Origin of the sequence: Bdellovibrio sp. HCB337 (genome assembly GCF_047302465.1) — a bacterium.
Taxonomy (GTDB): Bacteria; Bdellovibrionota; Bdellovibrionia; order Bdellovibrionales; family Bdellovibrionaceae; genus JACMRP01.
On the sequence record NZ_CP178621.1, the window covers coordinates 2,788,152 to 2,802,864 of the forward strand.

The 14,713-nt window shown below is 46.6% G+C and carries 14 protein-coding genes and 1 tRNA gene; 4 read left to right on the forward strand and 11 right to left on the reverse strand.

Annotation, left to right across the window (positions count from 1 at the left end; translation table 11 throughout):
- Positions 1–2: 2 nt before the first annotated feature.
- From ACLWBB_RS13395 to murJ, 6 genes are all read right to left on the reverse strand, one after another.
- Positions 3–1,217: a URC4/urg3 family protein gene (locus tag ACLWBB_RS13395; RefSeq protein ID WP_413288039.1), complete on the reverse strand. Its 1,215-nt coding sequence runs from the start codon at positions 1,215–1,217 to the stop codon at positions 3–5.
- Positions 1,210–2,466: a GTP cyclohydrolase II gene (locus ACLWBB_RS13400; protein ID WP_413288040.1), complete on the reverse strand. Its 1,257-nt coding sequence runs from the start codon at positions 2,464–2,466 to the stop codon at positions 1,210–1,212. The genes ACLWBB_RS13395 and ACLWBB_RS13400 overlap by 8 nt, the downstream gene beginning before the upstream one ends.
- 12 nt (positions 2,467–2,478) lie before the next feature.
- A complete protein-coding gene (locus ACLWBB_RS13405) occupies positions 2,479–3,954 on the reverse strand; it encodes an aldehyde dehydrogenase family protein (protein WP_413288041.1) in 1,476 nt (491 codons plus the stop codon).
- Positions 3,955–4,101: 147 nt separating this feature from the next.
- The gene (locus ACLWBB_RS13410; RefSeq protein WP_413288042.1) at positions 4,102–4,917 is read right to left on the reverse strand and encodes a helix-turn-helix domain-containing protein; all 816 of its coding nucleotides are present in this window, start codon (positions 4,915–4,917) and stop codon (positions 4,102–4,104) included.
- 343 nt (positions 4,918–5,260) lie between these two features.
- Positions 5,261–6,208 carry a hypothetical protein gene (locus ACLWBB_RS13415; protein ID WP_413288043.1) on the reverse strand — a complete coding sequence of 316 codons (948 nt, stop codon included), beginning with the start codon at positions 6,206–6,208 and terminating at the stop codon, positions 5,261–5,263.
- A gap of 85 nt (positions 6,209–6,293) precedes the next feature.
- Positions 6,294–7,853 (reverse strand): murein biosynthesis integral membrane protein MurJ, encoded by a 1,560-nt coding sequence (murJ, locus tag ACLWBB_RS13420; protein ID WP_413288044.1) that lies wholly within the window; start codon positions 7,851–7,853, stop codon positions 6,294–6,296.
- 49 nt (positions 7,854–7,902) lie between these two features.
- On the opposite strand from murJ, the gene rpsT reads away from it, so the two are divergent.
- Complete coding sequence (gene rpsT, locus ACLWBB_RS13425) at positions 7,903–8,172, forward strand: 30S ribosomal protein S20 (RefSeq protein ID WP_413288045.1); 270 nt, start codon at positions 7,903–7,905, stop codon at positions 8,170–8,172.
- Positions 8,173–8,226: 54 nt separating this feature from the next.
- Here rpsT and ACLWBB_RS13430 read toward each other — a convergent pair whose 3' ends face one another.
- From ACLWBB_RS13430 to lptE, 3 genes are all read right to left on the reverse strand, one after another.
- Positions 8,227–8,580, reverse strand: coding sequence for a PilZ domain-containing protein (locus tag ACLWBB_RS13430; RefSeq protein WP_413288046.1), 354 nt, complete (start codon positions 8,578–8,580; stop codon positions 8,227–8,229).
- A gap of 121 nt (positions 8,581–8,701) precedes the next feature.
- Complete coding sequence (holA, locus tag ACLWBB_RS13435; protein WP_413288047.1) at positions 8,702–9,721, reverse strand: DNA polymerase III subunit delta; 1,020 nt, start codon at positions 9,719–9,721, stop codon at positions 8,702–8,704.
- A gap of 26 nt (positions 9,722–9,747) precedes the next feature.
- Positions 9,748–10,299, reverse strand: coding sequence for an LPS assembly lipoprotein LptE (gene lptE, locus ACLWBB_RS13440; protein WP_413288048.1), 552 nt, complete (start codon positions 10,297–10,299; stop codon positions 9,748–9,750).
- Positions 10,300–10,382: 83 nt separating this feature from the next.
- Here lptE and ACLWBB_RS13445 point away from each other — a divergent pair, with 83 nt between their 5' ends.
- The 3 genes from ACLWBB_RS13445 to ACLWBB_RS13455 all read left to right on the forward strand — a co-directional run bounded on the left by ACLWBB_RS13445 (position 10,383) and on the right by ACLWBB_RS13455 (position 13,923).
- A complete protein-coding gene (locus tag ACLWBB_RS13445; protein WP_413288049.1) occupies positions 10,383–11,570 on the forward strand; it encodes a pyridoxal-phosphate-dependent aminotransferase family protein in 1,188 nt (395 codons plus the stop codon).
- Positions 11,567–12,556, forward strand: a complete 990-nt coding sequence (locus ACLWBB_RS13450) for a D-2-hydroxyacid dehydrogenase (protein WP_413288050.1) — start codon at positions 11,567–11,569, stop codon at positions 12,554–12,556. Before ACLWBB_RS13445 ends, ACLWBB_RS13450 begins: the two co-directional genes overlap by 4 nt.
- A gap of 68 nt (positions 12,557–12,624) precedes the next feature.
- Complete coding sequence (locus ACLWBB_RS13455; RefSeq protein WP_413288051.1) at positions 12,625–13,923, forward strand: adenylosuccinate synthase; 1,299 nt, start codon at positions 12,625–12,627, stop codon at positions 13,921–13,923.
- A 1-nt stretch (position 13,924) separates the two neighbouring features.
- On the opposite strand, the gene ACLWBB_RS13460 is transcribed toward ACLWBB_RS13455, so the two are convergent.
- On the reverse strand, positions 13,925–14,449 hold the full coding sequence (locus ACLWBB_RS13460; protein ID WP_413288052.1) for a gamma-glutamylcyclotransferase: 525 nt from the start codon (positions 14,447–14,449) through the stop codon (positions 13,925–13,927).
- A gap of 166 nt (positions 14,450–14,615) precedes the next feature.
- A tRNA-Glu gene (locus ACLWBB_RS13465) sits at positions 14,616–14,691 on the reverse strand.
- Positions 14,692–14,713: the final 22 nt, after the last annotated feature.

Here is a 14,713-nt window from a genome sequence, read left to right on the forward strand (position 1 = left end):
TTCTAAAATACAGTTCCATCGCTCTCGATTTTGAGAGGAGGCGAACTGTCCGCACGAAGAGCCTTCGCAGCTTTTCGACCTGCCCACCAAGTCCCACCTTCCAGCACTTTCGCCAAAGGGAACTCGGACGGAGTTTTATTCAGCTTCTTACGAACCTCATCGCCGATACGATCTAGCAATGAAACCGTAAGCCCACGCCATTCAATGATCAAATCAGAATCCGGGCGATGGCTCTTCTCTAGAAGACTCTTGTCCTTCAAAGAGATCAAACCGCGATCCAAAAGCAAACCACCATTGCGATACTCCGCAAGACCCGTCAACTTCTCGACATCAACGATTTCAAAGCCCGCTTCCATCAAAGGCTCCATCAAAGAGTACGTCATCCACTGAGAAAGTTTATGGAAAGCCGCTAAGCCCCCTGGAACTTTCGAGTAAGACCACATATCGCCAAGATTCACACCACCAACACGCACACGTCCCGGCCAAATTTCACCAAGACCATCCAACACCGCACGCAGCACTTGCGGGCCTGTCAGTTTTTTGCCGTAACGGTTTTGCAAGTAATCCACCAAACCACCCGGGCGAGCGCCTGGGAAAAGGTCTTTTTTCTGCTCGATGGTTTTTCCTAAGTTATGCAAAAGCGATAGACGCCCATCAACACCCACCAATGGGTTTTGCGGCCCCACTTGGAAAACTGTTGAAAGCTCTTCGTTAGAAAGCATTTGTAAACCTTTAGCCGTCGCGCGGAGCGGATTTTCAGAGTCGTCAGACAAGAAACCACCCATAAACAAGTAAAAACTTGCTACACCCAGGCCTTCAGAACGGCCAAAGCTTTTGCCAGAACCCTTTTCATTGTACATCCACGCATTGCCGGCACCAGCGTCCAACAAAACAGAGGTAATGACCAAATCCAGTTTTGTACGCGCCTTCTCGATAGCATCTACGCCAACAAGCTTTGCTTCCAAAGCTTGAACGCGATCAATACCACCAACACGGAAGTGCCCCCAACGAGAATGGAAAGGAATATTCAAGCTTGGATAGTTTTCTTTAATCACGTCCACGACATAATCTACGACTGGAGTCAGTTGATCCGAGTGATATTGGAAGTGAGTTTCACCTTTTTGCGTAAGTTCCAAAATTTTCTCGGCGCTTTGGCGGATTGCCAAAGGCGACAAAAGAAAATCCAGATCTTTTTCAGTATAAGAAGTATTACTCATCGATTGGTCTTCCTTTTACTTTTTCTAGCTGGTCACCAGATTTTGCTTCGCCAGCAGTGAAGTAACCCGCTGCTTTTTTCGCTTCAATCTCTACTTGAGCATCGGCCGGGATCAAATCCTCTGGAATCGAAATACGATTTACAACTTCGATACCGCTTTTCACGATAGCGTCGTACTTCATATTACTCATCGAATGCAGATTGTGGATTTTCGTAATCCCGAAGAAGTGCAAAATATCCGGCATCAACTCTTGGAAACGTGCATCTTCAACCCCCGCCACACACTCTGTACGGTGGAAGTAAGTCGCAGCAGAGTCCCCGCCTTTTTGACGTTTACGAGCATTGTAAACCAAGAACTTAGTCACTTCACCCAATGCACGGCCTTCTTTACGGTAGTAAGCGATGAAGCCCACACCACCACGTTGAGCAGTACGAGCAGCGTCCTCGATTCCGTAAATCAAGTAAGGACGGCATGTACAGATATCAGAACCGAATACGTCAGAGCCATTACACTCATCGTGTACGCGGCAAGTAAGTTCGACATCTGGTTTCGACAAGTTCTCAACATCACCGAAAATATAGACTGTCGTGCTACCAATAGGCGGCAACATGACTTTCAAATCTGGACGAGTCACAAGCTCTGGGAACATCCCACCTGTTTCTTGGAAAAGGATTTTACGAAGTTCGCCTTCTTCCACACCCAAACGTTTTGCAATACCTGGCAAATACCACACGGGCTCAAGAGCCACCTTAGTTACGCGGATATCACGATTTTCTTTGATGATCTTGCCGTCAATTTTCAAGCGACCAGCATCAATGGCATCGTGAATCTCTGGAATTTGCAGATGGGCCTGAGTCACCGCAATTGTTGGGCGAACGTCATAACCTTCGTCATAGAATTTTTTGAAATGAATTGGAACGTCCAATCCCCATGGATCAATCGAAACCATTTTATCTGGATCGCTCCAAGATGGGAATGGGCCAACTTTCACCGGGCTCTCAGTATTATTGAGATCTGGCTTGTGGCGAGTCGAGTATTTTCCTTGGGCAATAGAAAGGGCACGATAAACCGCATAGCTTCCGCTGTGCGTGCCGATGGCATTACGTTTTTTCGTGTCCGTCAAAGAACCAATGATAGGACCGCGGTCTGTCGGATTTTTTGCTCCCCAATGAATTGGCAAGCTATCTTTGAAAACGTGATTTGAATGCGAAGTCAAAATTACGTGAGATGATCTTTTAATATCTTTCATGATGAAACCTCTTTACGACATCCAATTGCCGTCGTCTTGTTTTTCCCATTTAACTGTGACTTTCTTAACATTGCTCCAGAAGTCTAAGGAGTGATGGCCCGTGATATCTCCGTGACCAAATTTGGAAGCATTCGTGCCCCCGAACGAGAATGGCTCACGCGGAACTGGTACGCCGACATTCACGCCGACCATTCCTGTGGAAGCCATACGAATCACTTTCTCTGCCAAGTTACCGCTTGAAGTGAAGACCGAGCACGCATTGCCGTAGTCCACACTGTTTTCAATTTCCATAGCCTGAGAAATATCTTTACAACGAACAATACTCAAAACCGGTCCGAAGAGCTCTAAAGTCGCAGCTTCACTGCCTGGTTTTACGTTATCAATGATCGTTGGCCCAATCCAGTTGCCACCTTCAAGACCTGCTGGAGCTTTCGCCTTACGACCATCTAGCAACAACTTCGCACCCGCTTTTTCAGCCGCAGTGATCGCGTTGTTCAAGAATTCAACCTGAGGTTTTGTGATGATCGCGCCCATGTCTTGGCCCAAAACCAAAGACCCCGCACGCTCGACGATTTTCTGAATGTGTTTATCAACGTCACCAACTGCCAACAATACAGCTGCCGCCATACAACGTTGGCCTGCGCAACCAGTGAAGGAATCACTGATGCCCATACCTGATAACTCAGGGTTTGCATCTGGCAAAAGAACGATGTGATTTTTAGCGCCACCCAAAGCAAGAACGCGTTTCCCTTTTCCGGTACCGCGCTCATAAACCGCTTTTGCAACAGGGGTTGAGCCCACGAAGCCAACAGCTTTCACGTCTTTGTGGTCAATGATCGCCTCGACCGTTTCACGTCCACCTTGCAGAACTTGGAAAAGGCCATCAGGAAGACCTGCTTCTTTCAAAGCTGCTGCGATCTTCATCGAAGTCAAAGGTGTTTTTTCAGAAGGCTTCCAGATATAAGCATTCCCCAAAGTCAGTGCTATCGGAATCGTCCACATAGGAACCATCGCTGGGAAATTGAAAGGAGTGATATTAGCAACTACACCCAAAGCCTCGCGACGGTATTCACAAGAAACGCCACGCGATACTTCGACTTTTCCGCCCATGTCCATGTTTTGAAGCGCAATCGCAAACTCCAAAACTTCGATCCCTTTCATGAGACCCGCTTTGCCTTCAGCAAAACTTTTTCCAGACTCAGAGCTTTTCAAGTGAGAGATTTCATCAATCTCGCGCAACAAAATCTGACGGAAGTTAAACATCACCTTGGTGCGTTCTTTCAACGGCACTTGGGCCCACTCGGCTTGCGCGGCTTTTGCCGCTTTAACCGCGGTATCGACCTCAGCAGATGTGGTGCTATTCATTTCACCGATCACCTTGCCGTTGTATGGGCTCATGATTTTAATCTGGGGCCCGGTCGCTTTTTGGAATTTTCCATTCACGAAGTTTTCAACAGAAACAGGATTGCTTGGAATTTTGACGCTCATGTATTTCCTCTTATTTCGCATTCAGCGAAAACAAAAAGTTTATTTACACAAGCGTCGCTTGCCAATCAAAAAGAGCATTTATACTAACTCGTCACGAATCCGTGACATGACGTTTCTAACTAAAGCGACTTTTAATGACACGACCGCTTAGAGATTCGTTACTGTTCCCATGGTACTCTCGAGCAATTCGAGTCCTTTGTAGTCATTTTTTACGAGTGTATTTGCCTGAATAATCACGGTGGTCATAAGTTCAGACGGGTCTTTGGTTTTTTCTTCAAAGCTGGCGAGCTTTTCCAACTGTCGCATGGCTTTTTCTTGCTCTTCGGCCCAGGCCTCGAAAGAAGCGCGGCTGATTTTTGAAGCGTGCACCCTAAATACCGACCTCGTCTTTTCGCCCTCTTTGTCTTTAAACCCAGTTCGAAATCCCTCAGTCACAACATCTACAAAAAACTGCCCTGCATTTTTAATGAAACTTTCGTAATGCACTTTTGCCAGCACACCATTCCCCAAAGACGGCATACCGCTGAACGCTGGCTTCACCTTTTGTTTTCCCGTAACTCGGATAAGCCCCTGCTTTTCTAAACCGATCAAGTATTTGTCCGTTGATCTTTGTGTAAGACCGTACTTTTCAGCAATCTGCTTTGGAGTTTCTCCGCCAAAAAGCTTCATGAGGTAAGCAAAATAGCTCTGATTCTTTGCCAGAAAAGCCTCTTGCTGCTCCGTGAACTTTTCGTCGCGAGCTTCTTCCTCACCACTAAGCGCCTCAAGCTCCGCCAAATCAATATTCACGATCTCACACAACTGCAACAGGCGATTCAGTGTTAACTCTTCAGGCCCCAAGATTCGTTTAATAGTTGGCACCGAGCACTCCATCTGCTCCGCCAAGTCCTCGTAAGTGATGTCTTTCTTTTTCAAAAGATCTTTGATCACGGCTTTGATTTTTTGCGATTTAAATTCTTGCATCGTCTTATCCTCTGTAGCTTCTGCGGATTGTTGGTACCGAGAATTCTTTTTCTAAAACGTAGGCCTCGAAGTTACTTGCATTCATTACGAACAATTTTTTAACTATGATTTTTAGGTATTTCATTTTGCATTTCCTTTTAGTTACTTCAGCTTTGGACCGCTGGTCCGCCGCTCTGTCTCTTTCGAGAGTGGCCAACTCTCTTGAAACCCAAGATGCCGGAAATGCAGCCCCTAAACAAGGCTGAAACTGAAGGTATCATAAATTGATCCCAATTGGCCATTTTTAGCTCATTTTGTGGTTTTTATATCAAATTTTGATACCTATTTTGAAGGCCTAAGAAGCCTAAAAGAACAAGGTCGCGGAGATCGAGTACTCACGTAGAAGGTAATAATTGTAGAGAGCCCCAAGCATCAGATTCTTGGTCACACTATATTGGAGACCACCAAAAACCTCTTCTTTGATTTGCGTATATTCAAGCATCTGAGTCTCGAAGTTATAAGCTGGATTCGGGCTGTTTTCGATTCTTTTTGCCGCAGTAAGGATGAGTTTTTTCCAGTAAAGACTCGCAGTCAAAAGCTGAACTGTGTAGGTATCATCGGTATCCAGAGACATGTGAGAATAGTCCACAACAAGCGAGCTTAAGAACAACCCAACACTATAAGTTCTAACTTGATAACTATGGACCGGACTCAAACCGTCCATATTGACATCATCAGGATCCGCTTTTGTTTGATCTTCGTAAACAGAACCACCAAAACTGATTGGCCCCAAGGTCCCCGTCAACCCCGCTCCTGGCAAAGCCGCCTTCGTCAGCTTATTGTAGCGGCCCATAGCCCCGAATTTTAATGAATAACTTTTAAGCCCAGAACCTTTCTTTTGAGCAATATCAAAAGCCGTCGCTAAGGTTACTTTTTGGCTGGGATATTTTTTTCTTTCGTATTTGCGAAGGGCCAGTTCAAATGGATCCGCAAACCCAGGCGGACCGAAGAAAGTCTCTTCACTATTCGACGGAGAAATCGCGGCACCAATTCTTCCGTTACCACGAACTAAGCCGACATCCGTGTAAACGTCGTAAGTGATTGTCTCGAGACCAAACCCTTTTTCTGTAGGAACTGCGGCCGGATTGATTTTAACCTTGCCACCTGTTGACGAACTCTCGGCAGCAGGCCCCCGCCCTCCGGCGCTTGCCCAATCACAATTCGTGATACCGTTATAGCAACCACCGGCCATAGCTTCGGAGGATAGAATTAGAGTCAGAGAAATAACAGACAGAAGGAGTCGCACCAGCATTGTTAAATGTTATCGTTTTCCATAAAAAAAACGAGTCCATTTCCCCGAATCTCGCTCACCAAGACTTTGGTCAAAACACGTGTCTCTATTTTTGTTTGAGGTTCAGCGCCTTCAACTCTTCTGTATTCATTACGTAACTCAGCCCAAAGTAAGAGGCCGCTCCAAGCAGGATCGTGAACGCCAAAGAGACGACTTTTGCAAAGAACTCTTCGCCCAACCACCCGGTCATCAACCAATAGACTTGCAAGATAATCACCATTCCGACTCCGGCAAACGCAAACTTCACCACATGCAAAGCAAGCTTAAAGTAATCAAAATCACCAATGTGTTTTGGGTAAAATCCCAGCAGCAAAAGAATATTCAAAGTCGCGCTGATCAATGCCGAAGTCACCAAACCCTCAAGCCCCCACTCCCGCATCAGAAGTGGCGCTAGCGTAATATGCGCCACCAACGAAATCGCAGAAACCACTGCCGGGAACCAAGTATTCTTGGTCGCATAGTAAGCAGGCACCAGCACTCGCACACAGCTCGTTGAAATCAGCAGCATCGAGTAAACTCTTAGCACCATAGCTGTGGCTTCGGCATCTGCTCCAGTAAATTGCCCGCGCATAAAAAGAACTTCAACGATCGGAAGTGCTAAGTAATACAATCCCAAGGCCGCAGGCATCGCCATAAATAGATTCAAACGCAGATAATAGTTCGCGGTCTCGGACATCTGCTGTTTCTGCCCCTGAGTCCAAAGCGCAGATAGCGCAGGCAACAACGCCGTCCCAAGACTGACTGACACCAGCGACAGCGGCAATTCCAGCAAACGATCCGCCCAGTAAATGTACGAGATAGCACCCTCGCCAAGGCCGCTTGCGTATTTCAAATTCACGATCGTCGTGAACTGCAAAAGCCCCATCCCCAAAAGCCCGGGCCCCATATTACGAAGCACCCGGCGCATATCCTGATTCAGTCCTTGCAAGCGAAGCTTCGGCATAGCCCCAAGCTTCACAAGCGCCGGAACCAGAATCCCCATCTGCAAGGCGCCGCCAATTAATACACCCCACGCAAGGCCGTCCCCTTCAAACGGGAACCAAGAACCCGGCATCAAGGTCGACACAATCATGGCGACGTTAAAAAGCGTCGGAGCTAGCGCTGGCAGCGCGAATCGCCCGAGCGTATTTAAAATCCCCATAAAGTAGGCATAAGTCGTTATAAAGAAGACGAAGCCAAACATGATCCGAGCCATGCGGACCGTGATCTCGAGCTTGTCAGGGCTGTAATCGGCATCTAAAAGAAGCCTCATCACCGGCTCGGCAAAAAGGATCCCCAAAGCCGTTAAAACAGCTAAAAAAACCAGCAAAAGCGTATAAAAGCCATTGGCCAACTGCTGAGCCCGCTCTTTCGAGTCCATCCGGGCTTCAACAAAGACTGGAATAAAGCTGACGGAAAGAGAGCCCTCGCCGAGTAACCTCCTGAAAAGATTGGGAAGTCGAAAGGCCGCGGTCCACGCGTCCGTAATGGTTCGGCTAAACAGGGCGGCTAAAGCCATATCCCGCAAAAGACCCAAGATTCGGCTGGCAAAAGTGCCGAAGGCCATGCTTAAAGCATGACGAACTACTTTTTTAGGTACTTCTTTACTTGAAACGGCGGGGGCCATGTGTTATCACCTGTGTTCGTTTAAAAAAGCTTAGTGTGGAGGTTATCCCTTGGCAAATCATAAGTCTGCAGCAAAAAGAGCTCGTCAAGCTACTCGTAGAACTGCCGTTAACAGCAAACGTAAAGGTGCTGTACGTACTGAAGAAAAGAAACTTATCAAAGCTCTAGAAGCTAAAAACGTTAAAGAGCTTCCAGCATTGCTGAGCGCTTTGACTAGCAAATTGACTCGCGCAGCTCAAAAAGGCGTATTCGGCAAGAACACAGCTTCTCGCAAAATCGGCCGTCTTTCTGCACGCGTTCAAGCTCTTTTGGGTAAGTAAGCCATAGGCCCACAGGCCGAAGCTTAAATAACTCAAACGAACTGATTCGATTTTTTAATTGATTCTAGTTGCGGTAGTCCGAGCCGATACAAAGGCTCGGATTTGTCGTTTAAAGGCCAATGGAATTTGGTCAAATGCAATTCCATGAATCGCCTTGTCGCCCGCTGTGGCGACAGACTTAATCATTCCCCGTAAAATCACAAATGTTCCGTCAGGGATTTGAAAGCTGAGCACAAGCTCGCGGCCTTCTGTCAGAGCGTATTCGCTGATGATAGACATTCCGCCCTCGCCAATTTCACCCGAGTCACAAATAAAGTATTGTCCATCAAACAGGACACCCACCTTTTTGCGAAGGGTTCGGCGCGGATATTTTCTGCGGAAATAGTTCTTTTCTTCGTGCGGACTCATACTAGACGTATCGGTTTTTTGACACCTAAATTAACCCGACCTAGGCCCATTAATAGCCGACTTGGCAATGCTTCGTATTCAATTAAACGGCTTTATAAAGCCCTATAGGCTTAGCAATGCCCTAGATAGCAGCATGTGCAGAATTACTGCAGGTCTTAAGAACCAAGTTCTCAAGCCAAATATGAGAGGACAACGGAGAAGATTTCAAAGCCTTATCGGTTTCAGCCAGAACCACCAGAGTTTGCTCTAGCTTCTTCACATGCCACAAACGACTTTGCATCACATAGTTATCCAGGAAGTACGGTGGCACTTGCGCTGAGTGCGCAAGCTTTGCTCCCGTTAACCCCTGCTCGAGTCCACGTTTCACAGTCAGAAGCAAACGAATGTGACGAGCGAGCAACGATACGATCCCGATCTCGCTTTGCCCTTGATCCAAAAGATGAACCAAATGTTCTAAAGCGCGAACGCGATCGCTCTCGCCGATGGCGCGAGTAAAATCGAAAACGTTTTCTTCTTTAGAACGAGATACGACTTGAGCCACATCAGCGACTTCAATGCGTTTGCGAGTACCGACAAAATCTGCAAGCTTTCTAAGCTCTGCTTCGATCTCGGTCAAATGACTGCCGACCAATTTTGCCAAAAGCAAAATCGCATCTTCTGCGATATCCAAACCCAAGGTGCCTGCGATGTATTTCACCCAGCCTGGAATTTGGTTTTCGTAAGGTTTTTTGAATTCAACACAATCCGCAGTCTCTAAAAGCAAACGAATTTGTTTTTTTCTTTTATCAACTCGTGAAGCCAAAATAACAAACACCGTGCTATCGACAGGAGTCGTGATCAAAGTCTCAAGTTCTGCCCACTCACGATCATTGAGCTCTTGAGCTTCTTTCAAAATCACAAGGCGTTTTGGCGCCATCATCGGCAAGGTTTCTACGGCATCACGAACTGTAGAGATATCGGCATCTGAAGCATAGAAAAGAGAGTAGTTAAAATCGACGGCGCCCTCTGTAAGCACGGCGTACTTAAAGCGGTCCACACTTTGATTGAGCAAATAAGGCTCTTCGCCAAAAAGGAAATATAGCGGAGCAAGCTCGCCTTTTTCCAAATCGCGATAAAACTTTTGAGCATCGATCAAAGCCACTCGTTAGAGTCCCCAATTAACTTTATTTAGAAATTCTCAGTAATACGATCATGCGCTTCGGCCATCATGTCGTTCGCAACAGACTCAATGTTTTGCCTGCGCGCAGAAAGATTGTAAAGTGGATTCACGGAATTGACACCGGCTATCGAGACACGAGGAGAAACGTACGTGCGCTCGCCCGAGAAAGTACCTGCCCAAATTTGAGTATTATCTGCTTGACGAACAATTTGAACCGAGGCCGTTACAAGCACTCGATAGTCCGTCGCGAGCACAGTTCCTGTCGGAAGATATGGAGCGTTTGTATCCCCTGAAACCGCTTTACCACCGGGAAGATATTGAACCGATTCAATCACGCCAACAATCTTCACGTCTGATAAATTTTCTGAAGTAACTTTTCCGACTTGGGAACGCTCGAATTCTTGAATCAATGAATTCGTGAAACCTACTTCAACTCCGACCTCTTGTGTTTTGTTTTTAAAAACTGGAATTGATAGATACTTATAACCACCAGGCAGGCTGCGGCTTGACATGCCAACGCGATAAGCACAACCACTCAATAGAGCAACCAGTAGAAACACAAAAAATCTTGAAGTATTCACGGGATTAGTTGAGTATAGCAGAGTCGAACTTTCAAGGAAGAAATGACCGAAAGAGCTAGAAAATGACCTCTCTTGACCAGCCACAACATATCAATTCTGAAGACTATAGCCTGTTAGCACCGGGGCCGGTCAGTTTGCACCCAGAAGTCCGTAAAACTTTGGCGCTGCCGATGATCCATCACCGCACACCTGAGTTTGATAAAATCCTTGCCCGTGTTTTACAGGGTTTGAAAAGGATCTTCCAAACTCAACAAAACGTCTACATGCATTCTTCCACAGGCAGTGGCGGAATGGAGTCTTTGCTCGTCAACGTTTTAAGTCCTGGCGATAAAGTGATTGCTATTGTTTCGGGCAAATTTGGCGAACGTTGGGCGCAGATGGCTGAAGTCTTCGGCGCCAAAGTGATTATTCACAACGTAAATTGGGGAGAAGCTGCGAAAGCTTCTGACATTCAAACTCTTTTGCAACAGCACCCCGACACACGTGCAGTTCTCTGCCAAGCTTGTGAAACAAGCACGGCTGTCACAAATCCTATTCGCGAACTCGGAGCATTGACGGCATCAATGCCGAACACTTTATTTTTGGTAGACGCGATCACTGCACTGGGCGCATTTCCTCTGCCAATGGATGAATGGAAAATTGATGGCATCGTCGCGGGCTCGCAAAAAGCGTTGATGTTGCCAACGGGTTTAAGCTTTGTGGCCTTCTCTAAAAAAGCAGAAGGATTTTTCGACAAAGCCACTTGCCCACGTTTCTATTTTGATATTCGTCGTGAGAAAAAAGCCAATGCAGCCGGAGAAACTTTCTTTAGTTCTTCAGTGGCGCTAGTGCGCGCTCTTGATGTGGTCTTGAGTTTGGTTGAAAAACAAGGCTTAGAAAAACTTTTTGCTGCAAACCATCGCCGCGCTGAAGTGACTCGTATTTTTGCGCAAAAATTAGGCTTTGGCCTTTATGCAAAATCACCAAGCGATTCTGTGACTGCCCTCACCGTCCCAGCAAATATGGATGGACAAAAAATCCGTCTGCATCTCGAGGAAAAACACAATATCACCATCATGGGTGGACAGGATCAGGCGAAGGGTAAAATCATTCGCGTTGGTCATATGGGTTATATCCAAGATTTCGAAATGCTAAGACTGTTTGAGGCCTTAGGAAAAACTCTGCAGCATTTCGATGTGAATTCAATCAGCAATGAAAAAATCCAAAGCGTTGTTGCTGAAGCCAAAGCGTGGCTGGAAAGCCATTCATGAAAAAGAAAATTCTCATTACGGATCGCTTCGCGCAAGACGTATTTTTGTATTTGAATCAGCAATCACAATTTGAAGTGATTCGCTCGGACTCTCCGATGCATTTGCCTTTAGAACATGTCGTAAATGCCCACGCACTGATCATTCGTAGCCGTACTCCAATCAACGAAGAGCTTCTTAAAAAAGCTCGCAACCTGCAGGTGATTATCACTGCCACAAGCGGCTTTGATCACATTGATCTTGAGGCCACACAAAAATGGGGTGTGACAGTCATGCACACTCCAAGTGCCAATATCGAAAGTGCTGCGCAGTTGACTCTGGGCTTGGTGCTTTCTTGCGCCAATAATTTGTCGCAAGCCCATCGCATGATGAAGGCCGGAGACTGGAACCGCGAACAATTGGTAGGTATTGAACTAAGTGGTCGCACCTATGGCGTCGTTGGCCTTGGTCGCATTGGAACTCGTGTCGCACAATTGGTACAAGCGTTCGGCATGAATGTGATCGCTTTTGACCCCTACCAAGAAGACGAACACTTTGAAAAACACAAAGTGACTCGCTTGAGTTACGAAGAGGTTTTAAAGACCGCTGATATTCTAAGCTTTCACGTTCCGAAAACATTGGAAACAGATTACATGTTGAATCGCTCGCACTTCGAGTACATTCACCGTGGGATTATTTTGATCAACACCTCACGAGGATCCGTGATCCACGAGCTAGATTTGTGCGAGGCCATTGAGCAAGGTTGGATTCGTTCGGTGGGACTTGATGTCTTTGAAAAAGAGCCTCTGCAACGCACGTCAAAACTTCTGACTTATCAAAATCTTGTTTTAACGCCGCACATTGGAGCCACCACTGAGGATGCTTTCTATAAGGCATCTAACATTGCTGCTCAAAAATTAGTCGGATTTTTCCTAGATGGGTCCACTTCAGACACACTTCCGCCCCAAGTTCCCTGGTATGGTGCAACACCATTTAAATCTGACACTTGAGTTCTTGCCAGTCCTCGACGGATGGTGGAATCTTTTTGTGAATCCACTCACAACTGAAGAGGTATCAAGTGTCTGGGACAGTCGTAGTCGGTGCTCAATGGGGCGACGAAGGTAAAGGCAAGCTCGTCGACGTTTTTGCCGCTAATGCAGATTTTGTTGTTCGCTATCAAGGTGGCGCTAACGCCGGTCATACTCTGGTCGTTAATGGCATCAAGACCGTTTTGCACTTAGTGCCTTCAGGCATTCTTCATCCCGACACAACTTGCGTAGTAACTTCTGGAGTGGTTGTCGACGTCTTTGGAATTCTCGACGAGATCAAAAAGCTCAAAGACAATGGTCATCTGCAAAATCCAAAACAACTTATGATTTCTGATTCTGCTACTGCGATCCTTCCTTATCACAAGGCTTTGGATGCGGCTCGCGAGGACGAACTGTCTGACGAGAAAATCGGAACTACAGGCCGCGGAATCGGTCCTGCCTATGAAGACCGCGCTTCTCGCCGTGCGATTCTGATTGGTGATCTTTATGATCGCGAGTCTTTGAAAAAGAAATTGGAACTTGGTCTTCGCGAAAAAAACTATCTGATTGAAAATTACTACAAAGGCCAACCTTTCAAAATCGATACTTTGATGAAAGATCTTGAATCCGTTGCCAAAGAACTTGAGCCTTATCGCTGCCGTGATACTTCGTCTGTGATTGCAAAAGCACTTAAAGGTGGCAAACGCGTGTTGTTTGAAGGCGCTCAAGGAACGATGCTTGATTTGATGCACGGAACTTATCCGTACGTTACAAGCTCTTCGACTCTTGCGGGTTCTGCCTGCGTGGGTGCTGGGATTGGTCCAACTCATATTCAAAAAGTTATCGGTGTGTTTAAGGCCTACACCACTCGCGTGGGTTCGGGTCCTTTCCCGACAGAACTTCATGATGAGATCGGCAAAAAAATCCAAATGGATGGTAACGAGTTCGGTTCAACAACCGGCCGTTCACGCCGTTGTGGCTGGTTGGATCTTGTGGCGTTGAAGTACGCAATTCGCGTGAATGGTGTCACGAACTTGGCTTTGATGAAGCTGGATGTTCTTTCAGGACACGAGCGCATCGGGATTTGCACAGGTTATAAGATCAATGGCGAATCTATCAGCGAGCTTCCACCAAACTCTTACGAGCTTGAAAAAGTGGAACCAGTGATCGAGTACCTTCCAGGCTGGAAAGAGGACATTTCAAAGCTTACGACTTTGAAAGATCTTCCACGTGCCACGATGAATTTCATTGATTACATCGTGACTCAGTTGGGAACTCCGGTGGACGTGATCTCTATCGGTCCTGGTCGTGATCAAACTCTGTGGGTAAAACCACTTTTCACAAAATAATCTATTTCGCTTTTGAACGAAGGCTTTGAATGTACTCAGTGGGCAAGCCTGCCTGCTGAGCTCCATCAATCAAGGCTTCGATGTATCTTTCGCTGATAGGCCCTTCAGTGCTTGCGCGCTGAGGAGACGTCACAAACGCCGTTGCCTCAAATTCTTTACCATCCGCTTCGACTTTGATTTTAAGCTCAACGGACATCCCGGTCACGACACCCTCTTTATGTTGCACTACGGGCCAATTAACCGCAGGGATTTCAAAAAGACGTCCATACACGGCAGAGCCTTTTTTCTGGCAAAGGCCGGCCACGCGCCCGCCCCACCAGCGTGATGGGAAGTCAAAAATCAGATCATAGTCTTTCGCGACGGCTACTTGGCCTTCGGGAAGTTCAAAGAAGTGATAGCTGTGCTCTTCTTTCCATTGCTCAAACGCATTGCGATCTAAAACCCCAGAGTAAGCGAAGTACAGCTTGTTACCGGTGTCTTTGATTTGGTCGCGGGCATTCATAACTTTGTGGTAGTGAGCATCCATAGTGGAGTCCTTTCAAATGATGGGACTAACTTAGCAAAGAGATTGGGCAGAATCAAAATGCCTTCTTAAGCTCAAAGACCTTTAGAAACTACTTCGACGAAGTCGAAGTGAATAAGTAAATTTCGAATCAGGCGTAATGCAAATGAAGCAAAGATAGTGAGAAATTTGGCGTTCCCAAGGGGATTTGAACCCCTGTATCCTCCGTGAAAGGGAGGTGTCCTAGGCCCCTAGACGATGGGAACGTACCTGGAACTAACAGAAAAC

What these genes read in the sequence shown, in the direction of transcription:
- ACLWBB_RS13395 (WP_413288039.1), bottom strand. Translation starts at nt 1,217, where the DNA reads ATGAGTAATACTTCTTATACTGAAAAAGATCTGGATTTTCTTTTGTCG.
- ACLWBB_RS13400 (WP_413288040.1), bottom strand. Translation starts at nt 2,466, where the DNA reads ATGAAAGATATTAAAAGATCATCTCACGTAATTTTGACTTCGCATTCA.
- ACLWBB_RS13405 (WP_413288041.1), bottom strand. Translation starts at nt 3,954, where the DNA reads ATGAGCGTCAAAATTCCAAGCAATCCTGTTTCTGTTGAAAACTTCGTG.
- ACLWBB_RS13410 (WP_413288042.1), bottom strand. Translation starts at nt 4,917, where the DNA reads ATGCAAGAATTTAAATCGCAAAAAATCAAAGCCGTGATCAAAGATCTT.
- ACLWBB_RS13415 (WP_413288043.1), bottom strand. Translation starts at nt 6,208, where the DNA reads ATGCTGGTGCGACTCCTTCTGTCTGTTATTTCTCTGACTCTAATTCTA.
- murJ (WP_413288044.1), bottom strand. Translation starts at nt 7,853, where the DNA reads ATGGCCCCCGCCGTTTCAAGTAAAGAAGTACCTAAAAAAGTAGTTCGT.
- ACLWBB_RS13430 (WP_413288046.1), bottom strand. Translation starts at nt 8,580, where the DNA reads ATGAGTCCGCACGAAGAAAAGAACTATTTCCGCAGAAAATATCCGCGC.
- ACLWBB_RS13445 (WP_413288049.1), top strand. Translation starts at nt 10,383, where the DNA reads ATGACCTCTCTTGACCAGCCACAACATATCAATTCTGAAGACTATAGC.
- ACLWBB_RS13450 (WP_413288050.1), top strand. Translation starts at nt 11,567, where the DNA reads ATGAAAAAGAAAATTCTCATTACGGATCGCTTCGCGCAAGACGTATTT.
- ACLWBB_RS13460 (WP_413288052.1), bottom strand. Translation starts at nt 14,449, where the DNA reads ATGGATGCTCACTACCACAAAGTTATGAATGCCCGCGACCAAATCAAA.